25 protein-coding genes and 1 pseudogene are annotated in these 23,044 nt (G+C 56.9%); 8 read left to right on the top strand and 18 right to left on the bottom strand.

Features of this window, described 5'->3' with window-relative positions; all coding sequences use genetic code 11:
• Window positions 1-10 precede the first annotated feature (10 nt).
• The 4 genes from ACZ9IL_RS13680 to putP all read left to right on the top strand — a co-directional run bounded on the left by ACZ9IL_RS13680 (window position 11) and on the right by putP (window position 5,478).
• Complete coding sequence (locus tag ACZ9IL_RS13680; protein ID WP_476003995.1) at window positions 11-1,210, top strand: acetate kinase; 1,200 nt, start codon at window positions 11-13, stop codon at window positions 1,208-1,210.
• Between the two features lie 121 nt (window positions 1,211-1,331).
• Entirely contained in the window at window positions 1,332-2,588 is a 1,257-nt protein-coding gene (locus ACZ9IL_RS13675) for a mechanosensitive ion channel family protein (RefSeq protein WP_476003994.1), read from the top strand.
• Window positions 2,589-2,758: 170 nt separating this feature from the next.
• Window positions 2,759-3,685 (top strand): L,D-transpeptidase family protein, encoded by a 927-nt coding sequence (locus ACZ9IL_RS13670; protein WP_476003993.1) that lies wholly within the window; start codon window positions 2,759-2,761, stop codon window positions 3,683-3,685.
• A 275-nt stretch (window positions 3,686-3,960) separates the two neighbouring features.
• A complete protein-coding gene (gene putP, locus ACZ9IL_RS13665; protein WP_476003992.1) occupies window positions 3,961-5,478 on the top strand; it encodes a sodium/proline symporter PutP in 1,518 nt (505 codons plus the stop codon).
• Window positions 5,479-5,548: 70 nt separating this feature from the next.
• Here putP and ACZ9IL_RS13660 read toward each other — a convergent pair whose 3' ends face one another.
• Window positions 5,549-6,151 carry an MliC family protein gene (locus ACZ9IL_RS13660; protein WP_476003991.1) on the bottom strand — a complete coding sequence of 201 codons (603 nt, stop codon included), beginning with the start codon at window positions 6,149-6,151 and terminating at the stop codon, window positions 5,549-5,551.
• Window positions 6,152-6,255: 104 nt separating this feature from the next.
• Window positions 6,256-6,618: a DUF2061 domain-containing protein gene (locus ACZ9IL_RS13655; protein WP_476003990.1), complete on the bottom strand. Its 363-nt coding sequence runs from the start codon at window positions 6,616-6,618 to the stop codon at window positions 6,256-6,258.
• Window positions 6,619-7,120: 502 nt separating this feature from the next.
• Between ACZ9IL_RS13655 and ACZ9IL_RS13650 the strand changes: the two genes are divergently transcribed.
• The gene (locus ACZ9IL_RS13650) at window positions 7,121-7,528 is read left to right on the top strand and encodes an H-NS family histone-like protein (protein ID WP_476003989.1); all 408 of its coding nucleotides are present in this window, start codon (window positions 7,121-7,123) and stop codon (window positions 7,526-7,528) included.
• A 289-nt stretch (window positions 7,529-7,817) separates the two neighbouring features.
• Here the strand turns inward: ACZ9IL_RS13650 and ACZ9IL_RS13645 are convergent, their stop codons facing one another.
• From ACZ9IL_RS13645 to ACZ9IL_RS13630, 4 genes are all read right to left on the bottom strand, one after another.
• Window positions 7,818-8,414 (bottom strand): type VI secretion system amidase effector protein Tae4, encoded by a 597-nt coding sequence (locus ACZ9IL_RS13645; RefSeq protein ID WP_476003988.1) that lies wholly within the window; start codon window positions 8,412-8,414, stop codon window positions 7,818-7,820.
• Window positions 8,407-8,949 (bottom strand): type VI secretion system PAAR protein, encoded by a 543-nt coding sequence (locus ACZ9IL_RS13640; protein WP_476003987.1) that lies wholly within the window; start codon window positions 8,947-8,949, stop codon window positions 8,407-8,409. Before ACZ9IL_RS13640 ends, ACZ9IL_RS13645 begins: the two co-directional genes overlap by 8 nt.
• A gap of 660 nt (window positions 8,950-9,609) precedes the next feature.
• Window positions 9,610-10,569, bottom strand: a complete 960-nt coding sequence (locus ACZ9IL_RS13635) for a hypothetical protein (protein ID WP_476003986.1) — start codon at window positions 10,567-10,569, stop codon at window positions 9,610-9,612.
• A 60-nt stretch (window positions 10,570-10,629) separates the two neighbouring features.
• Complete coding sequence (locus ACZ9IL_RS13630) at window positions 10,630-10,920, bottom strand: hypothetical protein (protein WP_476003985.1); 291 nt, start codon at window positions 10,918-10,920, stop codon at window positions 10,630-10,632.
• A gap of 248 nt (window positions 10,921-11,168) precedes the next feature.
• On the opposite strand from ACZ9IL_RS13630, the gene ACZ9IL_RS13625 reads away from it, so the two are divergent.
• Entirely contained in the window at window positions 11,169-12,209 is a 1,041-nt protein-coding gene (locus tag ACZ9IL_RS13625; protein WP_476003984.1) for an SDH family Clp fold serine proteinase, read from the top strand.
• 48 nt (window positions 12,210-12,257) lie between these two features.
• On the opposite strand, the gene ACZ9IL_RS13620 is transcribed toward ACZ9IL_RS13625, so the two are convergent.
• The 9 genes and pseudogenes from ACZ9IL_RS13620 to ACZ9IL_RS13580 all read right to left on the bottom strand — a co-directional run bounded on the left by ACZ9IL_RS13620 (window position 12,258) and on the right by ACZ9IL_RS13580 (window position 18,110).
• Entirely contained in the window at window positions 12,258-14,303 is a 2,046-nt protein-coding gene (locus ACZ9IL_RS13620) for a replication endonuclease (protein WP_476003983.1), read from the bottom strand.
• Window positions 14,300-14,581 carry a hypothetical protein gene (locus ACZ9IL_RS13615; RefSeq protein ID WP_476003982.1) on the bottom strand — a complete coding sequence of 94 codons (282 nt, stop codon included), beginning with the start codon at window positions 14,579-14,581 and terminating at the stop codon, window positions 14,300-14,302. Before ACZ9IL_RS13615 ends, ACZ9IL_RS13620 begins: the two co-directional genes overlap by 4 nt.
• Before the next feature lie 151 nt (window positions 14,582-14,732).
• Window positions 14,733-15,446 (bottom strand): hypothetical protein, encoded by a 714-nt coding sequence (locus ACZ9IL_RS13610; protein ID WP_476003981.1) that lies wholly within the window; start codon window positions 15,444-15,446, stop codon window positions 14,733-14,735.
• Between the two features lie 4 nt (window positions 15,447-15,450).
• Window positions 15,451-16,416, bottom strand: coding sequence for a P2 family phage major capsid protein (locus tag ACZ9IL_RS13605; RefSeq protein WP_476003980.1), 966 nt, complete (start codon window positions 16,414-16,416; stop codon window positions 15,451-15,453).
• Window positions 16,417-16,431: 15 nt separating this feature from the next.
• Window positions 16,432-17,040 carry a GPO family capsid scaffolding protein gene (locus ACZ9IL_RS13600; protein WP_476003979.1) on the bottom strand — a complete coding sequence of 203 codons (609 nt, stop codon included), beginning with the start codon at window positions 17,038-17,040 and terminating at the stop codon, window positions 16,432-16,434.
• A 104-nt stretch (window positions 17,041-17,144) separates the two neighbouring features.
• A pseudogene (locus ACZ9IL_RS13595) lies at window positions 17,145-17,354 on the bottom strand (ogr/Delta-like zinc finger family protein); the annotation flags it as partial.
• Window positions 17,345-17,545 (bottom strand): hypothetical protein, encoded by a 201-nt coding sequence (locus tag ACZ9IL_RS13590; protein ID WP_476003978.1) that lies wholly within the window; start codon window positions 17,543-17,545, stop codon window positions 17,345-17,347. The gene ACZ9IL_RS13590 and the pseudogene ACZ9IL_RS13595, both read right to left, overlap by 10 nt.
• The gene (locus ACZ9IL_RS13585; RefSeq protein ID WP_476003977.1) at window positions 17,545-17,784 is read right to left on the bottom strand and encodes a hypothetical protein; all 240 of its coding nucleotides are present in this window, start codon (window positions 17,782-17,784) and stop codon (window positions 17,545-17,547) included. Before ACZ9IL_RS13585 ends, ACZ9IL_RS13590 begins: the two co-directional genes overlap by 1 nt.
• Entirely contained in the window at window positions 17,781-18,110 is a 330-nt protein-coding gene (locus ACZ9IL_RS13580) for a Cox family DNA-binding protein (protein ID WP_476003976.1), read from the bottom strand. Before ACZ9IL_RS13580 ends, ACZ9IL_RS13585 begins: the two co-directional genes overlap by 4 nt.
• A gap of 116 nt (window positions 18,111-18,226) precedes the next feature.
• Here ACZ9IL_RS13580 and ACZ9IL_RS13575 point away from each other — a divergent pair, with 116 nt between their 5' ends.
• Both ACZ9IL_RS13575 and ACZ9IL_RS13570 read left to right on the top strand, forming a co-directional pair.
• Window positions 18,227-18,526, top strand: coding sequence for a helix-turn-helix transcriptional regulator (locus ACZ9IL_RS13575; RefSeq protein WP_476003975.1), 300 nt, complete (start codon window positions 18,227-18,229; stop codon window positions 18,524-18,526).
• Window positions 18,527-18,592: 66 nt separating this feature from the next.
• Window positions 18,593-19,579, top strand: coding sequence for a phage integrase (locus ACZ9IL_RS13570; protein WP_476003974.1), 987 nt, complete (start codon window positions 18,593-18,595; stop codon window positions 19,577-19,579).
• A 146-nt stretch (window positions 19,580-19,725) separates the two neighbouring features.
• Here the strand turns inward: ACZ9IL_RS13570 and ACZ9IL_RS13565 are convergent, their stop codons facing one another.
• From ACZ9IL_RS13565 to ACZ9IL_RS13555, 3 genes are read right to left on the bottom strand one after another with little or no spacing between them, the layout of a single operon-like run.
• Window positions 19,726-20,580 (bottom strand): 23S rRNA (adenine(2030)-N(6))-methyltransferase RlmJ, encoded by an 855-nt coding sequence (locus ACZ9IL_RS13565; protein ID WP_476003973.1) that lies wholly within the window; start codon window positions 20,578-20,580, stop codon window positions 19,726-19,728.
• Entirely contained in the window at window positions 20,574-21,035 is a 462-nt protein-coding gene (locus tag ACZ9IL_RS13560) for a DUF2390 domain-containing protein (protein WP_476003972.1), read from the bottom strand. Before ACZ9IL_RS13560 ends, ACZ9IL_RS13565 begins: the two co-directional genes overlap by 7 nt.
• A complete protein-coding gene (locus ACZ9IL_RS13555; protein ID WP_476003971.1) occupies window positions 21,028-22,938 on the bottom strand; it encodes an ABC transporter ATP-binding protein in 1,911 nt (636 codons plus the stop codon). Before ACZ9IL_RS13555 ends, ACZ9IL_RS13560 begins: the two co-directional genes overlap by 8 nt.
• Window positions 22,939-23,044: the final 106 nt, after the last annotated feature.

Genomic DNA, 23,044 nt, shown 5'->3' with positions numbered 1-23,044 from the left:
GATGTAGAACATGAGCAAGTTGGTATTGATCCTTAACTGCGGTAGCTCTTCCCTGAAATTTGCGGTCATGGATGCGCAAACCGGCGAGGACATGCTGTCCGGCCTGGCCGAATGCTTCAATCTGGATGATGCCCGTATCAAATGGAAACTCCACGGCGTCAAGGGTGAAGCCATGCTGGGGGCGGGTGCCGCTCACCAGGCCGCCCTCGACCACATCGTGGGCCATATCCTGCCCCAGGATCCCACCCTGGCCGAGCAGCTCGTGGCCATCGGTCACCGCATCGTGCACGGTGGCGAGCAGTTCTCCCGCTCGGTGCGCATCGATGACAGCGTGATCGCCGGCATCGAAGCCGCCATTCCGTTCGCGCCCCTGCACAACCCGGCCCACCTCATCGGCATTCGCGCCGCCTTGAAGGTGTTCCCGGCCCTGGCCGAGAAGAACGTCGCCGTGTTCGACACCGCCTTCCACCAGACCCTGCCGCAAGAGGCCTACCTCTACGCGCTGCCCTACAAGCTCTATGAGGAGCACGGCATCCGTCGCTACGGCGCTCACGGCACCTCTCACCGTTTTATCGCCGAAGAGGCCGCCAAGGCGCTTGGCAAGCCGCTCGAAGAGCTCAACATCATCAACTGCCACCTGGGCAACGGTGCCTCCATCTGCGCCATCAAGAACGGTGAGTCCGTCGATACCTCCATGGGGCTGACCCCGCTGGAAGGGCTGGCGATGGGCACCCGCAGCGGCGACATCGATCCCGCCATCGTGTTCTTCATGCACGATAACCTCGGTTACAGCGTGGATCAGATCAACCACTGCCTCACCCGTGAATCCGGCCTGCTGGGCATGACGGAGGCGAGCAGCGACTGCCGCTATGTCACCACCAACTACGCGACCGACGCCGGTGCCAAGCGTGCGCTGGATGTCTTCACCTACCGGGTGGCCAAGTATGTCGGCGCCTATGCCGCCGCCATGGACGGTCGTCTCGACGCCCTGGTGTTCACCGGTGGCATCGGCGAGAACGCCGCCATGGTGCGCGAGATGGTGCTGGAGCGACTGGCGCTGTTTGGCTTCAAGGTCGACAAAGCGGCGAACGATGCCGCCGTGCTGGGGGGCGAAGGCCGTATCACCACCGCAGACAGCCGTCTGGCGCTGGTGATGCCCACCAACGAAGAGCTGGTCATCGCCCGCGATGCCCTGAGCCTGGTGGGCTAACCCCCGCGGCTCCAATCCAACGCCCGGCCCTTGCCGGGCGTTGTCATTTCTGACGGGGTGTTATTTGACATGACGGACCAGATACGTACCCTGACGGCAGTTTCACGTAGCGGAGGTAAGGATGAAGGAGACATTTTTTCACTGGCTGACAGACATGGGCGTGGAGGTCAACAATCTGATGGCCCTGGTGATCGCCCTGGGCTTCATCGTTCTTACCGCGCTGGTGTTGCACCTGGTATTGCACCGGGTGCTGCTGGTACGCCTGGTCGGGCTGCTCGGCAAGACCAAGCAGATGTGGCTGCCGCCTCAGTTGCAGCAGCGGCTGTTCTATCGGCTCGCCTTCGTGCTGCAGGGGGCCGTGCTGCTCGGGCAGGCCGAGCTCTGGCTGCCGCGTAAATCCGACAGCCTGCAGCTTATCGAGCTGCTGGCCCAGCTCTGGATCCTGCTGTTCCTGCTGCTGGCAATGTTTGCCCTGCTCGACTGCCTGCTCTCCCTGAGCCGTCACACCCGGCTGTGGCGGGATCTGCCCCTGCGCGGCATCTTCCAGGGAGTGAAACTGGTGGGCAGCATCCTGGTCGGCATCCTGATGATCGCCCTGCTGCTCGGCAAGTCACCGCTGTTCCTGTTCAGCGGCCTGGGTGCCATGACGGCGGTGCTGATGTTGGTGTTCAAGGATCCCATTCTTGGCCTGGTGGCGGGGATCCAGCTCTCCGCCAACCGCATGCTGAGCGTCGGTGACTGGCTGCAGATGGACAAGTACGGCGCCGACGGCGAGGTGATCGACATCGGCCTCACCACGGTCAAGGTGTCGAACTGGGACAAGACCATCACCACCATCCCTACCTATGCGCTGATCTCCGACTCCTTCAAGAACTGGCAGGGCATGACCGAATCCGGTGGCCGCCGCATCAAGCGCAGCATCAACATCGACATGACCAGCGTGCGCTTCCTGACCGCAGACGAACAGCTGACCCTCAAGCAGGCCCAGTTGCTGGCTCCCTATCTGAGCCGCAAGCAGCAGGAGCTGAGCGCCTACAACCAGCAGCTCAGCGATGCGATCAGCTGCCCCATCAACGGTCGCCACCTGACCAACCTGGGGACACTGCGCGCCTATCTGGATGCCTATCTGCGGGCCCACCCCAGCATTCGCAAGGACATGACGCTGATGGTGCGCCAGCTGGCACCGACCAGCGAGGGGATACCGCTGGAGATTTATTGCTTCACCGCGACCACCGCCTGGGCCGACTACGAGGGGATACAGGCCGATATTTTCGACCATATATTTGCCATTATTGGGCAATTTCATCTGCGGTTACATCAATCTCCCACAGGTTACGATATGCGCGCCTGGCAAAGGGGGACGGTCAGCAACGGCTGAGGCCAGGGGCGATAGGTCAGGGCTTAATATCCTTGTCCCTGTCGCCCCATTTGCCAGTTGAATTTTGGCCAAGAGAGGAGAAAAATGTCGCCCTTCTCTGTGCGCCCCGGCCTCATGCCGGCAGACGTTGAGCCCAGAGACATTCATCTAGTCACCATCATGGAAAAGATATGAAGCTCCTTCGCAATACCGTGGCGACCCTGTGCTGCAGCCTGTTGTTGTCTGCCGCGCCCGCGTTCGCCATCGAATATGCACTGCCTGCGGCCAACAGCCGACTGGTGGGTGAAAATCTGGAATACGTGGTACCGGCAGAGGAAGCCGGCCAGCCGCTGGAGGCCGCCGCCGCCAAGTTCCAGCTGGGATTGACCAACATGCTGGAAGCCAACCCCAAGGCGGATCCGTTGCTGTTGCAGGCTGGCGAGAAGCTGGTCGTGCCGCACCAGCTGATCCTGCCGGATGCCCCGCGCGAGGGGATAGTGCTGAACGTGGCCGAGATGCGCCTCTACTACTACCCCAAGGGCAAGAACGTGGTGGAAGTGCTGCCCATCGGCATCGGCCAGCTTGGCACCGACACCCCGGAAAACTGGGTGACCAGCGTGCAGCGCAAGAAGGCGGGCCCGACCTGGACCCCGACTGCCAAGATGCACGCCGAGTACGCGGCTCGTGGCGAGCCGCTGCCTGCGGTCTGGCCGGCCGGCCCTGACAACCCCATGGGGTTGTTCGCGCTCTACATCGGCAAGATGTACGCCATCCACGGCACCAATGCCCAGTTCGGCATCGGCCTGCGGGTGAGCCACGGCTGCGTGCGGCTGCGTAACGACGACATCGAGTATCTGTTCAAGCAGGTGCCGGTCGGTACTCGCGTCCAGTTCGTGAACCAGCCGATCAAGGCCTCGGTCGAGCCGGATGGCAACCGCTATCTGGAAGTGCACCAGCCCCTGTCCCGCAGCCAGGAGGAGTTCAACTCCAGCCTGCCGGCGCCCCTCTCCATGAGCCCGGCGGTGACCCGCTTCCTCGCCCATGCGGACAGCGATTCCCAGCTGGTCAAGCAGGCGCTGGAACAGCGCAGCGGCATGCCGATCGCGATCAATCGCTGATCTCTGCCTGCTCCCATGTGACAGCCCCGGCCCCAGGCCGGGGCTTTTTTATGTCGTGGGACCAGGGACTGCGGGATAAGTCGTTGCTGCAATGGCATAATATTCGGCTAATTCATCCCTGAGTAGTTTCCTGGTTGGTTAGTAAACGGTTTCAGCTTGTTTTTTATTTGTTAAAAACAGTTGAGCTTCTGGGATCTGCTGATTACTCTAGGGCGGTTTTTTAAGGATGAACCCGTCGTCAGAACGGGTACAGACGTCACATAACGGAGTTTTGAATGACAGCTAGCACCCCAATGCTCATCACCTTCCTGGTGTATATCCTGGGTATGGTCCTGATCGGCTTCGTCGCCTATCGCGCCACCCGCAACTTTGATGACTACATTCTCGGCGGCCGCCGCATGGGGAGCTGGGTCACCGCCCTCTCCGCCGGCGCCTCCGACATGAGTGGCTGGCTGCTGATGGGCCTGCCGGGCGCCGTCTTCATCGGCGGTATCTCCGAGAGCTGGATCGCCATCGGTCTGGTCATCGGAGCCTACTTCAACTGGCGCTGGGTCGCCGGTCGGCTGCGGGTTCACACCGAGAAGAACCGCAATGCCCTGACCCTGCCGGACTACTTCACCTACCGCTTCGAGGACAAGAGCCGGGTGCTGCGCATCCTCTCCGCCCTGGTGATCCTGCTGTTCTTCACCATCTACTGCGCCTCCGGCGTGGTGGCCGGTGCCCGTCTGTTCGAGAGTACCTTCGGCATGGACTACAACACCGCCCTCTGGGTCGGCGCCGCGGCCACCATCAGCTACACCTTCTTCGGCGGCTTCCTCGCGGTGAGCTGGACCGATACGGTGCAGGCCACCCTGATGATCTTCGCCCTGATCCTGACCCCGGTGTTCGTCATCATCGCCGTCGGCGGTATCGACACCGCCATGGTGCAGGTGGCGGCGCAGAACGCCAGCAACCTCGACATGTTCAAGAATCTGGACTTCATCGCCATCATCTCGCTGATGGCCTGGGGTCTCGGCTACTTCGGTCAGCCCCACATCCTGGCACGCTTCATGGCGGCGGACTCTCACCACTCCATGGCCAGCGCCCGTCGCATCAGCATGACCTGGATGGTGCTCTGCCTCGGCGGCGCCGTGGCCATCGGCTTCTTCGGTCTCTCCTACTTCTCCACCTTCACCGAGCAGGCTGCCGGCGTGACCGCCAACCCGGAGCGGGTCTTCATCGAGCTGTCCAAGATCCTGTTCAATCCCTGGATCGCCGGTGTGCTGCTCTCCGCCATTCTGGCGGCGGTGATGAGTACCCTCAGTTGCCAGCTGCTGGTCTGCTCCAGCGCCATCACCGAGGATCTCTACAAGCCGTTCCTGCGCAAGAACGCCTCCCAGAAAGAGCTGGTGTGGGTCGGCCGTGCCATGGTGCTGGTCATCTCCCTCATCGCCATCGCCGTGGCGGTGAACCCGGAGAACCGGGTGCTGGGGCTGGTGAGCTACGCCTGGGCAGGCTTCGGTGCCGCCTTCGGCCCCGTGGTGCTGCTCTCGGTGCTCTGGTCGCGCATGACCCGCAACGGCGCCCTGGCGGGTATGCTGGTCGGTGCCCTGACCGTCATCGTCTGGAAGCAGTTCGGCTGGCTGGGGCTCTATGAGATCATCCCAGGCTTCCTGCTCTCCGCGCTGGCCATCCTGGTATTCAGCCTGCTGGACAAGGCCCCCTCCAAGGCCATGCTGGACCGCTTCAACGAAGCCGAGCGCGAGTTCCAGACTCCGCCGGATGCACTGGGTCAGCCGGTTGCCGTGAACTGAGTTGGATGGTTTACATAACAAAAAGCCCCGCACTGCGGGGCTTTTTCGTTTCAGAAACCGATGACCAGGTTTATTCGTTGCTGCCCTTGTCCGTCTGTTGGCAGTTCAGGTTGGATTGGCCGTAACGCTCCAGCATCGCTTCCTTGCCCTTGGTCCAGAGGCTGAGGTTTTGCCCTTCATAACGGGCGCCGTTGGCGCTGGACGCTTCATAGGCGAGCACCTGTCGCTGGCTATCGTCCTCGCTCAGGTTGATCACGGCGGCGGGCAGCTTGCCGTCGTTGTAGAAGTAGGCGGTGAGGGCAAGCTCCTTGCCGCACTGGTAGAGCACGGGGGAGGGCACCACCAGCTGGCCGCCTTTTATCTGCAGCTCGGTGATGCGGGTCTGGTAGCTCGACTCGATGCATTTGCCGGGGTCTGTATCCTTCCAGCACTCGTTGCGACCCTTGATCCAGCCGCGTTGCATGGCCTTCTCCGTTTTGAGCTGTTCGGGGGAGAGGTTGGCGAGTGCCTTGGGATAGAGGGTGGCCAGCTCGTTATCCAGGGCGGCCAGTCCGGCGTCCTTGCAGATCAGCTGCTCGGCGCTGCTGTGGGCCTTGCCACAGTCAAAGGAAGGGGTGGCGGCGTTGGCCAGCAACGGCATCAGGGAGAGGGTGCCAAGCAATAGCTTGTTCATCGGAAAGACTCCAGCAAAAAGGTGGTATATCCGGCAACTACAGCACAATGAGGTGGGGCCACCGAGGTTTTTTTGTACCCGCTGGCCCGTTTGGCTAAATGGGTTTATGCCAGCGCCAGTGGCTGACGGGCGCGCCACAGCCGCTCATGGAAGAAGAAGACCACGGTGTTGACGGCGGGTTCCAACATGGCCATGACACCACCGGTGAGCAGCTCGCCGCTCAGCAGGAAGGCGACACCGAAGGCCACCGAGAAGTGCACCAGGGCGAAGCTGCTGGTCTTGGCCTGCAGGCTGTGGCTGGGCTTGAATTTGTGCCAGGCAAGGTCGTGGAAGTAGAAGGCGACCGTGTTGACGGCGGGCTCAATGAGGGCGATCAGGCTGGCGGTGAGCAGTTCACCGGTCAGCAGGTAAGCCACGGTAAAGGCCACGATGAAGTGCAGGATGGCGAAGCTGATGGTCTTTTTCATGATGGTGGCTCCCTCTGGTGATGAGAAGAGTATGCCTTGGAAGATCACCAAATGAAAATAATTCTCATTTATGATTCTAATAGGGTGAGCCTATCAGGTATGTTCCTTGAGTGCCGGGTCGCATCGCTGTGAAGGGCTGATGGCATGGAGACAACAAAAAGCCCCTCGCGGGACTTTGAGAAAAGAATATAAGCTGATGAAACAAAAGGAATTGTTTCGGTCAATGTCCACACGATGACCACATCGAGAGAAAACTTCCAAGCCCTGCTCTGTCAGGGCTTGGATCTATTGTCCACGTGCTCTTGCCTGTGATACTGCCGCGCTACGCTTGCCACCTAGCGGGCCAATCAAGATGGAAAGCACTATCTTGCTTATCCCACTAGGTCACTATTATTCACTACGCCGAGTATCCGAATTAATTCAGTTTATCCCCCCCGATTATCTATGTTATGTTCCGTGCGGAATTAATAAGAATATTATCAGCCACAAGATGGAGGAATACATGACCGAGTTTCTGAAAACACTGCTGAACATCCGTAGCCTTCGCGTAGCCTTGCGTGACTTGTCATTTGAGCAGTTGGAAGAAGTCAAAGGAAAGTTCGACCAAGTATATGCAGAGCTTTATGCAGCCACCGAAAAAGAACGTGCAACACAAGCGGAACATCAACGCAAGTTGGTAGAGTTCTCTGAAATGTTGAAGGTCGCGGGGATAGACCCTTGTGATTTAGTAAATAGCGCTGCTCCAGCTACCAACTCGGGGAAAGGTAAGAGTAAACGAGCCCCACGCCCGGCAAAGTACAAGTATCAGGAAGACGGCCAAGAGAAAACTTGGACAGGTCAGGGACGTATGCCAAAGGCGATAGCTGAACAGATAGCGCAGGGTAAAAGTCTGGAACAGTTTGAAATTTGACTCCAATTAGATTGGAAATTAAAACCGCCAATTGGCGGCTTTTATTTTTATAGCATTTATAACTTTTTAGCAAAAAAACAATTAGCTGCAACCGATATGACCAAGCTGATGGGGGCCATGATATATCCAATTACTTTAACTACTTCATGGAATACTTCATCACCTGTGTAGAATGACCCAAGTATATTCTGGGCATATAAAAAATAGAGCGGCTTGGCAAACAAAGATAAAAATAAAAGTAGCGAGATAAACAAGCCGATGGTAGAAAATGTTAACACTATCTTTCTAATCATAATATCTCCCAGAACAAGACCTTTGAGGAACGACGCAAATCTGATATACCAAACAGTTCCGCCACCCATGGGAATGTCAGTCTGCCTTGGGTCTCTAGATATCCTACGCTAGCGAGTTTATTATTGTTCCAAAGGTCAACATGGTCACCAGTTCGAGACCTTTCACCAGCTCTCTGCCAATAGTCCTGAAAAAATACAATCCCTGTACGGTTCTTAATTTTTTCTTCAAAATCATTTCCACTCATAGGCTCCGGCTTAGGACACCCTGCGAATGGTTGTTTTTGCAAGTAAGTAGCAAGTTCTTGTGCCCTTATTGCATGTATCCCCTTTCCATTTTGACCTGGTGTAGGACATTGCCAGCATCTGGTGCCAGAGAAGGATTTCATCAATATCCCACAGCTATATAACGCTTGGCTAACGTTTATTGCACAATGGTCGCTAAATATATCCTTTCCGGTACTAGGATCTTTATGAATCACAGTGCTACTAGGATATGCTGCCCATAGTTTTGCAAAGGTAACAGCGGGATGCTCAATGACTTTTACTGAACCAACTTTATTATTGGTTTTTATTTTTTCTGCAGCATTAGGCATGAATCATCCCCTCCATTAAGGCTAAAGCTTCATCACCCCAATAAATATCAAACTCACCCTGTTGCTGTGATTTAATTCTTTTCGTTAGGCCTGCGCTATTTGTTCTACCGGATATAATTTCTCTTGTGTCATTAATTGCATAGTATGGGTAATCTGAAACTGCTTTACCTGAGGCCATAACCTGGATTTGTTCATCAAAGTCTAATGAAGGAACAAGTGCAGTCGGGGGCTGACTTTTACTTGAACTAAAGGTTGTTCCTACGATTACAGAACTATTGCCAATAATAACGCCACCGCAATCAATAGCACCACCAGTCATAGCAATGGGCTTACCATTGATCAGTATATTTGGTATCCCAGAGGCGATACTGCGGGGATGAGGTGGGTTATTTGGCTTGTCATGTGGTTCTAAAGAATCGCCGACACGAGCAACAGGCATCCCATCAATCATTACATCAGACGAACCTGCTGTTATCTTCGTGGGTTTGAACCCATCATGGTCAGTACCGATGTTCCCTACTATGGCTGCTTTCACAATGAGTTCCGTTTGAGGTGTTGTGACTCGATAGTATCCTCATCAACAGACTCATTCAATTTTTCATTTTTACAGTTTTTAATCGCGTCGAAAATTACATAACCAATTGATTGTAAAAGAAAAACAATCATTACCTTAAGGATGGGTTCAACAGCTTCCCCCGCCGAAATGTACACGGAAAAGCATAAAACTCATTACATAACAATCAGTTAGTATTTTTTCTGCCATGGTGTTTGGCCTACAAAAACTGTAAAACAATGAAAAAATTTTCACTCTATTCAGTTCTTGTTTAGCTCAGGAACCCTAGATATGGCGCGCTCCGGATGAACGTTTTGCAGCAATCTATTTTTGCAAAAATTTATGTCCATGCGGCTCGCAGGCGGGAGCGGAAGAGCGCGGTTTCTGTGATGTGCAAATTTACGTGACTATTGAGGTTGCAGGCTCACTACAGCACCCCTGGTAAATCTATAGGAGGGCACTGGAAGCGTGTAGGTTCGCTGGTATACCTAGGCTTGAGATTTTTGGCCAGAATGTTAGCAGACAGTCATGCTTACTTATGGAAAGTCGCGTTCGGTCAGCTACTTGTAAAGTATCGGCATTTCTTTACAGAAATAAGTAAAGGGGATGAATTTCACCCTCTTTACTCTTTGAGTAGAGCTCTTATAGTTTTTTGAAAAAATCTACAATAGATTTCATTTTATTTTTTGATTCATCTTTTTCAGAGGCGCCAATGTTTTTATTAACCTTTTCGTAGCATTCGAAATCAAACCAAGATGCAACCTCAATTGAGGCCACATCTAAAACCGTACTTGTACTCTCTGTTGTGAAATTGGCATAATCATTAGTAAATATAACACTAAGAGTATCTTTATCTCTATATCCAGACATAAGTGGCAGTATCACAATTTCTTGATTTAGCCCATTAGATTCGTTGGGTTCGCCTGTGGCTATTACTATACCAACATAAGCTTTTCTACTGCTAAGTGAAATTAAAACTGGCTTTTTTCTTATAAGAGATTCAAAGAAAATATTATCCATAGGACTGTCTTTGAAAATTTTTTGCATTAAATAAAGCTGGTGTATATTTTTATTTGAATAGTTTTCATCTATCTTGGACAAGATAAAATTAGCGAACCGGCTATAATTATTTTTTATTTTTGAACACAGATAAGCACTCAGTATCGATAAGAAAGATATGCAAATTAGCCAAGCATATTCAAGGTTCTTAGCCTTTGAATCATTGGCCAGAGCACTATCTCTAGTTGGAGATATAGTATTTATATTTTCAGATAGGATCGTTGCAATAGCTGGGTCGAACGTAGAGTATACAACACAGTTATTGTATTCTATTTTCAGTAAAGGAGTGTCAATGAAAGTTGTGCTAGCAGCATCCAAGCTACCACATGCTAAGTCAGGCAGGTGATTACTAACATTAAATGTAGCATCTTTCATGAAAAGGCTAAGGAGAATAGCAAAAAAGAAATGCTTCAGGCCTTTTTGAGCAGCTTTCAGATACAGGTACTGGCCATCATAACGATGAAGACGCCAATACTCTTCTTTTTGTATCGTAAGACACAAAAAGCCACTAACTAGAATAGGGAGGATTAGAAGTGCGTACATTGGGGGTATTTATCCGATTTAAACACCCCCAGGATTGTAAGCGTACTCTACAGTACGCGTCTAGACTGGAGCCACTTGATTTTGTTCAGTGCGTGCTCTAACAATCTTTATCGCAGAGTCTTTTAGCTTCTGAAACTCGTCAGAAGAAGCGATCACCTTGCCATCAACGACAATCGTACCGCGTCCAATGACTTCGGCACCGTTGATATTAGAAGTTACTAATGCATCGCCAAGATCACGCATCTCTTTGTTAACAACCAGTTTTCCTAAGAGCTTGTACAAAGACATGATTGATTCTCCACAGTTCATCGTCATCCATGATGTAACATCAATATAGGCATGATTAGCCATCAAAATCCATTCTAATGTGCGTTTATTTAACACCCATCACAATCTATCCTGTGCTAAAGGCGCCATATAGTACTCTGGTTTGTTGAAAGATTCAACACCAAGTCTATCCCTCTCTTGTGGCTGTATACATGAACAGTTGTTATGCACTGTTCATGCATACAGTTCAAACTTGTTCGACCTGATGCTGCAATGTAAACTATCAATGTTACAAATTGGGTTTGATTCCAACATGAATGATGAGGGGCTTGATGAACAAAAATCCTGAGTTACCTGTGAAAGACGCGCTGACGACAACCTCCTCGACCTCATCAGATGGCGAAGAAGCAGATCCTATTTCAGACGGTGTAAAAGCCGTAGAGCAAGTTGAAGATATCGCCGCTCAGGAGCCCAGCGAGTTCCTTGATTGTGACGTGATCAGCTATTATGGATTGATTGATAAAGCAGGTTACATAACTTTATCAAAAATCATTGAGGGAAAAATCCTTTCTGATAAAAAATCTAAGGATGTAATCCTTGTGCTGGTTACTCCTGGTGGAGATCCTGACGCAGGGTTTCGAATTGGCAGGGCGCTCAATCATCACTATGAGAAAGTGACTATTTTGATTCCTGATATTTGCAAGAGCGCAGGAACCCTTATCGCTGTTGCCGCAAATGAGCTTATCATCGGGGATCTAGGTGAATTGGGGCCTCTTGATATTCAACTTAGAAAGACTGATGAAATCGGTGAGTTAACCTCCACATTAGATATATTTAAGTCAATTGCTGAACTTCAGGACAGAACCTTAGACTGTTTTAGACTTTATCTTACGGACATAAAGTATGGCAGTGGGATAGGGACTAAATTAGCATCAGAGATAGCATCAAATCTCACTAAGACAGTGATTAGCCCTATCTCTGCCCAAATAGATCCAATAAAAATAGGCGAGCATCACAGGGCTCTTCAGATTGCAAAGCAGTACGCGTATAGGCTTAATGAACGTGCGGATAACTTACAACCTAATGCTCTAAAAAGGTTGGTGGAAGGATATCCTTGCCATAGTTTTGTAATTGATCGGAGCGAGGCAAGGAAGATTTTCAAGCGAGTAAGAGGTACTTTAACTTCTGAATCGGAGGCACTGTATCGCTTAGCTCGACATTATCTTAATAAAAAACTTGATGAGTCCCATTTCTATCTTAATGAACGCAATGACGTTCAGGATTTTACGACAGTCGCGTTAAGTCTCTTCCCGAATAGCCCCGCTGACTCATCGGCGGTACCGCTCGAAGCGACGGTCCCCGCTTCGGATTAAATCACGGCAAATAAACATGAGGTCAGCAAGTGTGTGAACTCATGTTTATTAGGTTTTTTGTATTGGCGTACAGTTATTGCCAGAGCTCCAAGGAGCGCAGCTGGCGCTGCTTAACGGCACCTCGCTACGCTCGCCAACCCCTGCTTCGCTGCGCTCGCTCAATCCCTCCTCGGTGAGCCCAGTGGCCTTCTCTGCCGCCTTGCGGCGCAGCACCCAGCAATCCAAGCGGGTCGCCTTGATGGTGTCGCCAGCGGCCACCCCCACGAGACGGATCACGTCCTCCCCGTACTTGTTCTTGGCGGGATCTATCAGGTGGTGCAGCCTGACCGGACGCGATTCCCGTGGACACACCGGGCCGCCCATGGAATAGGTGAACTCCTTCCAGTTCGCCGCGTCTGCATAGCGGCGGCACTCCTCCATGATTTCACTCTTGAGTGGGGCCACCGTGCGCCCCTCCTCCTCTTGCTTGCGCCCCGGCAGGCGGCGCAGCTCCCGCCACACGCTCACCGATGGCCCGCCCAGTTGCTGAAACTGGCGCAGGCCCCAGAGTGAGGCCCAGGCCCTGACCCGTCTCGCCCCTTCGCTGGCGGTGGTCTCGGCCTCCAAATCGCCCTCATCGCCTATCTGGTAGCCGTCGATGTTCTTGGCGATGTATTTGACGATGTAGCCCACGGCGCCGCCTTTGGCCGGGTCCATCACCTTCCAGTCAAAACGTGGGGTGATGTCGCTATAGGGGCGTTTGCTCACCGGGTGGCGCTTGCGCTCAAGGTCGCCTTGGTCGTGGCTGAGGGCATAGCGCTGCATGGTGCTGATCAGTTCATGCTGCTGGGCGGGGTGCACGAACAGCAGCAGGTGCCAGTGGGGCGTGCCGTCGTGATGGGGCTCGACCACCCGAAAGCCAAAATACTCGATACCCCGGCGCGCCAGGGCAGCGCGGCAGCGCTTCCAGAGGGTGCCAAGGTAGTTGTTGGTGTCGCGGGGTGTGTGGCCCAGATACTTGGGGTTTTCGGTGGTGCGGGCGGGTTGGCCATGTCCCTGCGGGGTGGTTTTCCACGGGTGGTACTGGCTCGGGGCTGTCCAGGTGAAGAACAGGCCGCTATAACCCATCTCGTCGGCGGCGTCCGAGAAGCCCCGCGCCCTCACCACCAGTTCATCCCGGCGGTTGGCCGGGTTGGCGATGGAGCTGGCCACGGCATCGGCCAGCGAGATCGTCACGTCGTGCTCTTCGTTGTGGGCCTCCATGCTTTTGAGCCACAGCTCGGCGGCTTGCAGGCGTTCATTGAAAGCCCGTAGGGCGTAGCTGGAGACGTAGGGCGAGACGCCCCGGCGCACCTTGCCAAGCAGGATGGCGCAGTGTTCCCGGTACTGCTCCCAGAGCTTGCGCAGTTTACGCACCCACCATTGCGGGTCGAGCCAGCGGATAAGGTGAGCGGCAATGAAGGTATCGCGCCGCTCGGCGTTCTTGAAGGCGGGGAGAATGGGCAGGAAGCCCCACGGCTTGAGGGGTTGGCCGCAGACCCGCCAGAGGTAGGTGGCGGGAACGGTGTTGGCGTAGCCATTGGTGGCGGCATCCAGCAGGCGCTGCACCCGCTCCACATAGTTCATGGCCAACCGCTCGCGATGCTCTTTACGCTGCAAGAGCTCCAATGGTTCGGGCAGGTCGATTTGTACCTGCCGGAACACCTTTACCTTGTCGGATAACCAGAGATTGGCATCCTTGCAGGTGACCCCTTTTAGGATGGCGGGCACCCGGCGCACACAGTAGCCGCAAAACAGCTCGCCGATAAGCTCATCGGGCAGCTGTACCGCCCCGCCTTTGCCGCGCTTGACCGAGAACATCAGCAGGTCGAGCGCCCAATCCAAGTCGTAGGCGCCGGGGATGCCGATGAAGTAGGTGCGGATGGTCTCTTCGGTTGCGGGGAGCTGGGTATCGCGCTGGCGCGGGGGCTTGCGGGCGTCGTCGAGCGGGTAGAACGGCAGGCGGTTCAGGCGCAGGATTTGGGCCATGCGAGTGACGTTGGCCCGCAGGGTGGCGGCGGTGGGCTTGCGGCGGGGTTGGCCCTTATCCTTGAAGGCGCTGGTGAGTGGCTTCATACCCGGCCCCCGGCGCTTGCCCGCAGTGCCCTAGTGTGGGCGGTGGCGTTGGTACGGGCTTGGTGCAGGGTAGCGCGGGCCAGTCGGCATTGACGCAGCAGCGCCCTAACCTGACCCTTGTCGTAGAGCCCCCTGACTCGCCGCCGGATACGCAACACGGCGAGACGCGATTGCAGGCGGTAAAGGCGTTGGTGGTCGTGGCGCAGGGACTCGGCCCAGAATGCGGGCAAAACGAATCCCTCCGCTTGCTGGGCGGCATTGAATTTGATACTGTTCATGGGTCTTCTCTATCGATGCAGATTGGTTGACACTGAGGGAACCCTGGCCGGTTCCCTTCTTCATTTCTGGCGTTTGCCAACGGCGGTTTCGTCTCTCTCGCTCTCTCCTAATTTCTCCCTTCTTCCTGTTATCTGTCCTCGCCGCGCGCCCTTAGGGCTTGTTCATCTCATGCTTCAAGGCGCAGCGTTTGCCGTGGGTATCGCACAACCTGAGCAGGTCAAAGGCGCGGGGGCGGGTCTGGGTCGCCAGCACCTCGCGAGCGGCGGGCTTGTCATCCGGTAGCGCCACGCGGTGCCCGTTCATCGCTTCCTTCAATGCCTGATTCAGTTCAGCTTGGGCCCAGCGCAGTGCCCCCTCTTGCCCCAGAATGCAGACCTTGGCGTGAGCCAGCGCCGCCAGCTCGCCCAGTTGCTTCTTGAGTGGCTTGAGGATGGCCGGGGCCACCCGGTGGTCGAGGTAGCTTTCGTAGCACCCGGCAACCATGCTCAGGGCGCTGCTTGTGGCCATGTGCGCGTCATAGAGTGGCATGGCCAAGCGCCGCTCTTGTTTCTCGGACAGGGTCACGGCCTCCTCGGCATCTTCCAGTAACTCGCCCAGCTCGCGGTATTCGCGCGCCGCCTCAAGACAGACATTGCCGCCCATCAGCTGGTTAATCCGCCCCTGGCGCAGCTCTTCGCGCCGGGTCTTGGCCGGGGGGATACTGGTTTGCAGGGTGCGGCGCTGCGAGCGCAGGGCCTGCACCTCGTTATCGAGCTCCGTCAACTTGGCGTGTTCACGTTGGAACAGGGCGATACGCTCATCCAGCAGACTGGCCTTGGTGGCGGGAGACGGGTTCGTGATGGCTGTCAGGGTGTGCTGTTCCATGGTGTTACTCCGAGGCGGGTAGGGTGATGGTGTCAAAGGCGGCGTAGGCGGTCGGGTCGCCGAGGGCATAGGACTGGATGCGGTTGTAGCGGACACCCCAGCTGTTGCTGTTGCCAATCTCGCCAGCATGCAGGCGATGGGAGTGGCGCAGGGTCAGCACCTGCAAGTTGGTGGGGATGGTCACTGCCAAGTAGTGACCGGCCATGTGTTGGTGCGAAATCACCGGCAGGTCGGCAATCTTCAAATGCTGCTCCTTGCCGCGCACCTGACCGGGCTTGAGGTACGCCTGCTTATGGACGCGCAGCAGGTCGCCACCGACCCACACCCGCAGGCGCGGGTCGTTGCGGTAGTCCGTCGGCAACAGGTTGATAAGGTGGTACGCCATGGCGTCAAGGTCGGCATAGTCCCCGGCGCCGCTCGGGTCGAACACCGCAGGAGTGCGCAGCACCCGCAGCCCGGTAGGGTCGGCGGCACGGGCCAGCACAGGCCAGCCCGCGATAACGTCCTCCCCCTGGGGATAGGTCGCCGGGTCGGTGTTGACCTCCGCGAACTCACCCCGGAAGCCCACCCGCAAGATGTCGTCGGCAAAGGCGGCCACCGCCAGCGCCTCAAGGGTCTGGTTGGCCTCTTCCTGATTCATGCCGCCTATCAGGCTGGCCAACTGCTGCCACGTCCACACGGCGCTGCTGTCCAAGTCCTCATAGACATGGGTCTGCGAGGCCGGGTCGGCAGGGACGAGAAAGCGGCCGCCCTGCTTGCGCCCCGTGCGCAAGGTCGCCTTGATGGGGTCGGCAAGCGGCGCGGTGCTGTCGTCCACGTTCACGATAGAGCACTGAGCCAGCAGGGGGGCAGCTTGAACGATGGCCGCCCACAAGGCGCTGCTGGCGGTGGGGTTGAGGTTGCCATACCCCGGCGCGGTGAGCGGGGCGAAGCTCAGGCGCAGGTTGTTCAGTAGTTGATGGATATCCATGAGGCGCGGGGCTCCTTAGGTCAGGTGATAGAGAGGGGGAGTCGAGGGGCCGCGCTCATGGGCGAGTCCCTCCAACACTTTGCTGAGGGCGTCGATACGCCGGTCGAGCAGTTCGAGCGAGCGGGCCATGTCGTCCGCCTGCTTGAAGGTGGGGACGGCGGACGCAGGCTTGGCCGGGGTCAGTTTCCCCGTGGGCGCAGGGTGACGCTGCGCGGGCGGCTTCACGCTAAACTGCATCCGGGTCAACCCGGTCAGAGTCGGCGAGTCGGTGACCGTGACCCCGCCCAGATACCACTTGCCCGACTGGGCGAAATTCTCATGGGGCTCAATGGTGCAAAAGCCATGGGTGCCGCTCAGGTTGAGGTCTATCAACTCCAGGGTGGGGCTAAGAATCGCGAACAGCTTGAGCTGGCCGCCCTCCTCCTGCACCTTGACCGCCTCCACGTGCCCCAACGGGCGAGTGCGGTTCCCCTCTGGCCACAGGTTGGCGCTGTAGAAATAGGGGTCGTAGGTCTCGGCCAGCTGGCGCAGGCACTCCGGCGTCACCTCTCGCCCGTCTTGAGTCGGGCCTGATGTGGCAATGCAGACCCAGCCGGTTTTGACCTGGCTATCGCTTTTCGTCATACAGCCCTCCGGGTGACCACCGGCTTGCCGCGCTCTTGGGCGGCCAGCACATCCAGCTGTTTCTGATGCTCGTTCATGCTGTCAAACAGCGCCCCGTGCGCCGACGGTGACAGGCCCCGCGCCAAGCTCACCGCCATGGCGCTGCTCTGCTTGGCGGAAGGGGTCAGGGTGTGGCTGTAGGCCAGGGTGGATACCCAGGTGTGGCCACACTCAGGGTCGGTGCATTGGCAATAGAGGTGAGCCACCCCGGCGGTCAGCCGGTTGGTCTTGGTGATGCGGCCCAGTTGGCCGCACTCGGTGCACATCACGCGCATAGGTTCCCCCGAAGTGAATGGACGGGTTTGGGCAGGCGCTGCCAGAGCGCACCCCATGCCAGGGCATTGGGTTGCTCGATGGCGGCGAGGTAGTTGGGCAGGTGGATGAAGCGCTGACAGGCAGGGCTGGCCAGCTTGCGGCATTGCAGCCGCAGGTTGCGCAAGGCGCAGGGGATAGATAAGATGCTCATCAAATCAAGCCCTCGAAAGCTGATTTGGAAACCCCGCTTGGTGTGACAGCACCGTTAAGCGGGGTTTTTCTTTGGGCGCAATTCAGGGATTGCAGCACCGCCAGCTTGCGCGACAGGCATTGCGCCCCCTTGTCATGGGCCGCCTGTTGCTGATGACCGTTCACCTGCTCCACGGTTTCCCGCAACAGCATCGCCCCGGCCATGTTCAGGGCGGCTTGCTCGGTCCATGTCTGGCTCATACCGGGCTCCCCAGTCCGAGCCAGGACAACCAGCCGTCGCGGATCTCGCGGGGGCGACTCTCAAAGGCCAGCTTCATGCCCTCGTTCCATGCCGGCAGATAGATCCAGTATTCGGCGGGAGCGGAAGGGCTCAGAGGGTTACGCATCGGCACCACCGGCACCTTGCCCTTTTCAATCATCCCCCGCACCGCACTTCGGGTTTTGCCAATCATCTTGGCAAACACCTCGACCGGCACAGCATCGGAGGCGTTGATTATGGGTTCGAGCACCAACGGGATGCGTGGGTCGGTCTCGTTCGGACTTTGTTTTTTGGCTTCTATCGTCATCTGGTATTCTCCCTCGCTGGCCCTAATGGGCCTTAGTGCACCATAATGTGCGACAGACTATCACTCGATGGTCTGCAATCTACATCTAGATAATATGCTATGGAGATCTAATCATCGTGTCAACGAGCATTAGCGAGAAACTTGTATTGATCAGAAAGTCTGAATACATGACGAGAAAGCAATTTGCAGACGCGACAGGGGTTCCCCTTGGGACTCTCAACTATTACGAAACGGGTAGGTCTACCCCTCCAACTGATGTCTCAATGAAGATCTTGAACATCCCCCAATTCACCAAATACACACTCTGGTTTATGACAGATAAGATCGCGCCGGAGGCCGGTCAGATAGCACCGGCTCTCGCACACTTTGGGCAAGACGAAACGGGCTATTCAGCCTCAGGCCAGCAAACTGGTTAACCCTGCATGAGGCGTTTCTCGACGCCATAGAATTATCGGGATTGAGTTACATCGGAGGGCTTCGTTATGTCGATTAAGAAGCTCGATGATGGTCGTTATGAAGTGGACGTTAGACCGACGGGGCGTTACGGAAAACGCATCCGGCGGAAGTTTGCCAAGAAGCATGAAGCAACCGCCTTTGAGCGGTATGTACTGGCTAACCAGCATGACAAAGCGTGGATAGAGAAACCGAAGGATGCCCGACCATTGTCGGAACTCATCCGGATTTGGTGGCTCTATCACGGACAGAACATGAAGTGGGGGACAACCGCACTTAAAACCCTGGAGCTGGTTGAACGACTGATGGGTAATCCCTGTGCTTTTCAGATTGATGACCGGGCTATCGCGGTGTTTCGATCTCAATTGCTTACTCAGGGTATCAAGGCTTCAACGGTGAATCGGCGTCTTATCACCCTGGGCGGCATGTTCAGTTTTCTCATTGATGCCGGGATGTATCACGCCCCCCATCCATTGCGGGAAATGAAGAAGCTCAAAGAGGCCCCCACCGCCATGAGTTATTTATCTCAAAGCGAAATCACGGGGCTGCTCGGCCGACTAGAAGGCGATAACCGCAATTTGGCCGTGTTGTGCTTGAGCACTGGTGCGAGGTGGGGAGAGGCCGTGGCACTCAGGGCCGAACATGTCATCAATCAGCGAGTGATGTTTGTGGCCACCAAGAACGGCAAAAGACGCGTGGTGCCAATCTCGGCCGATGTATCGGCACAGGTGGTCGATGGACGGTCGGGGCGATTATTCCCGAACGTGGATTACCTGACGGTGCGGCAGGTACTACGAGAGGTGAAGCCAGACTTGCCACAGGGGCAGGCGTCCCATGTGCTGCGGCACACCTTCGCGACCCATTTCATGGCCAACGGCGGGAACATCATCACGCTACAACGGATCCTGGGTCATGCGAATATCCAGCAGACAATGACCTATGCGCACTTTGCGCCGGACTATCTGCAGGACGCCATCACCTTCAATCCACTACGGGGAGGGGTAGGCATAGGGTGACCACACGGTGTCCACGAGAAGAGACATTTTGCCCTGCGATATAGAGACATAATGGTAACTAAGTGATTGATTCCCCGTGTAGCAGCCCGCAGCACGGGGTATATAAAAGCCCCTCGCGGGGCTTTTTGAATCGGAAGAGGGGAGGGTCACCCCTCGGCCTTGTTGAGCCACTCGACCCTGTACTGGGCGCCGGCTCCCTGAGCCAGCTTGGCGCACAGGGGCTTGAGGAAGGCCTCGATCTGCTCGGCCAGCATCCAGGGGGGGCTGACGATCAGCATGCCTGAGCCGTTCATGCCCCAATCTGCGGTCTGGCCGGCCACTTCCAGCTCGGCGACCAGCACGTCGCCGAAGTTCTCCCGCTTGATCGCTTTCAGCATGTCGCGGGACTTGTCCGCCTCCTGGCCGAGGATCGGATACCAGAGGGCATAGATGCCGGTGGCCCAGCGCTTCTGCGCTTTTTTCAGGGTATCGACCACGGCGAAGTAGTCTTCCTTCAGCTCGTAGGGCGGGTCGATCAGCACCAGACCGCGGCGCGGAGTCGGCGGCAGCAGGGCGACCAGCCCTTCGAAGCCGTCGCGGTGGTGAACGGCGACACGGGGGTCATAGCCCATGTTGGCGCGCAGGTCTTCCACCTCGTTGTTGTGCAGTTCCATCAGCGCCAGCTTGTCCTGCTCGCGCAGCAGGCGGCGCGACAGCTCGGGGGAGCCGGGATAATAGTGCAGTTCGCCGTTCTGATTCATCTCCTCGATGACCCCAAGATAGGGCGCCATGGTGGTCCACTGGGCCCGCTCACCCCACAGCCGGCCTATGCCGTCGGCATACTCTGCCTTCTTCTGGGACCAGTCGCCGCGCAAGTCGTAGAGACCGCCGCCGGCATGGGTATCCAGCACGATGAAGGGCTTCTCCTTCTTCTTGAGGGACTCGATGATCAGGGCCTGAACGGCATGTTTGAGCACGTCGGCGTGGTTGCCGGCGTGAAAGGCGTGGCGATAACTCAGCATATTAGGTCTCTGAGGGATCCCTGAAGGGCTCCCAATAACGATAAATAGTTCGACAAGTTGTGGCTGTTGCCCCGCGCCAGACTGAGGCTGCGCAGGGCCTGCAGCAGGACGCCCTGCTGCAATCGTTCCAGCTCCAGCTCGTGAGCCAGCATGGACTGATATTCAGCCTCATCGAGCCGCGCCTTGGCGTTCTGGCGCAAGGTGCGCCAAGGGATCAGCACGGCTTCGGTCTGTGCCAGCGCCGGTTGCAGGGCGGCGAGTTCGACCAGGATGCCATCCTGATCCAGCCGATGCAGCAGCAGCGCCAGGTTGACGTTGCCGCCGAGGGTCTGCACCTCGAGCCAGTCCTGGCTACGCTCGGCATAGCGTTTGCTGCTCCAGTGCCAGAAATCGACCGGGCTGGGCAGCTCATGGCTGGCCACCCGCTCGGTGGTCATCGAGAGTTCGTCACGCAAAGAAGGCCTGCTCCCGGGTTTCCAGCTCCTCGCTGAGGCTCATCCACTCCAGCTCCACCCCTTCCAGTTCTTCCTTTATAGGGCCCTGGGATCTGAGCAGTTCGGAGAGCTTGGTTTTAGCGCTCTCCTCGTAGATGGCAGGGTCGGCCAGTTGTTCTTCCACCGCCGCCAACTTGCCCTGCAGCTTCTCCATGCTGGCTTCGAGCTTCTCGAGCTTCTGGCGCAGGGGCCGGGTCGCTTGCCGGAACTCCGCCTCGCGCCGCTTCTGATCCTTGCGCGCTACCGCCGAATTGGCGGACGCCGGGCCGTCGCTCGGCTTGGCGTTCGCCTCTTTCTCCTGCTCACCGAGCCACTTGTGGTAGTCGTCGAGATCCCCGTCGAACGGCTCGACCCGGCCACCGTGCACCAGATAGAAGTCGTCGGTGGTGGTGCGCAGCAGATGACGGTCGTGGGAGACCACCACCATGGCGCCTTCGAAGCCTTGCAGCGCCATGGTCAGGGCGTGGCGCATCTCCAGGTCCAGGTGGTTGGTCGGTTCATCCAGCAGCAGCAGGTTCGGTTTTTGCCAGGTGACGAGGGCCAGCACCAGCCGCGCCTTCTCGCCGCCGGAGAAGGGGGCGACCTTGTCCAGCGCCTTGTCGCCGTGGAAGCCAAAGCTGCCGAGGTAGTTGCGCAGCTCCTGCTCGGTCTTGTCCGGCGCGAGGCGGGCCAGGTGATCGAGCGGGGTGTCGTCGAGGCGCAGGGTCTCGAGCTGGTGCTGGGCGAAGTAGCCGATGCTGACCCCGGCGCTCACCTCCAGCTTGCCCGACAGCGGCGGGTTGGAGCCCGACAGCATCTTGATGAAGGTGGACTTGCCGGCGCCGTTGCGCCCCAGCAGGCCGATGCGCGAGCCCGGTACCAGGTTGAGTTTGATCTTCTCCAGGATCACCTTGTCACCGTAACCGGCGCTGAGGTTCTCCATGGCAATGAGCGGGGTCGGCAGGGCCGACGGCTCGCGAAACTCGAAGCTGAACTCGGAGTCGGCATGGGCCGGCAGTATCTTCTCCATCCGCTCCATGGCCTTGAGGCGGCTCTGGGCCTGGCGGGCCTTGGAGGCTTTGTACCGGAAACGGTCAACATAGGCCTGCATGTGGGACATCTCCCGCTGCTGCTTCTCGTACATGGACTGCTGCTGGGCGAGCTGTTCGGCCCGCTGCAGTTCGAAGTCGGAGTAGCCGCCGGTGTATTCGTTGAGCTTGCCGTTCTCGATATGGATGATGCGGTTGATGACCGAGTCGAGGAAATCGCGATCGTGGGAGATAAGGACGAGGGTGCCCTGATAGCCCTTGAGCCATTTCTCCAGCCAGATGACGGCGTCCAAATCCAGGTGGTTGGTCGGTTCATCCAGCAGCAGCAGGTCGGAGCGGCACAGCAGCGCCTGGGCCAGGTTCAGGCGCATGCGCCAGCCACCGGAGAAACTGCGTACCGGCGAGGAGAGCTGATCGTCACTAAAGCCCAGACCGTGCAGCAGTTCGGCGGCGCGGGCGCGGATGCTGTAGGCGCCTATGGTGTCGAGCCTGCCGTGCAGCTCGGCGACCAGCAGACCATTGTCATCCTGCTCGGCCTTGGCGAGCTGGGCCTCCAGGATGCGGAACTCCTTGTCGCCGTCGATCACGTAGTCGAGCGCCGAGCAATCCAGCGCCGGGGTCTCCTGGGCGACACCGGCGATTTGCCAGCCGGCGGGTAGACTGAAGCTGCCGTTGTCGATGGCCAACTCGCCCCGCACCAGCGCAAAGAAGGTGGACTTGCCACAGCCGTTCTTGCCCACCAGACCCACCTTGTGGCCGGGATGGATGGTGCAGGAGGCGTTGTCCAGCAGCGTGCGGCCGCCGCGGATCAGTTCGATTTGACTGGCAACTATCATGGATGGATCTGCTTGGCTCGATTGAAGGAGAGAAACTGGCGCGGATCTTACGTGAAATGACACGGATTTGCACTTGAGGCGGGGGGAGATGGCTGGTTGCGGCAAG

Source organism: Aeromonas sp. TECH754 (assembly GCF_056279295.1).
The sequence above is the reverse complement of the archived record's forward strand: the minus strand, read 5'-3'. Positions and strand labels throughout refer to the sequence as shown.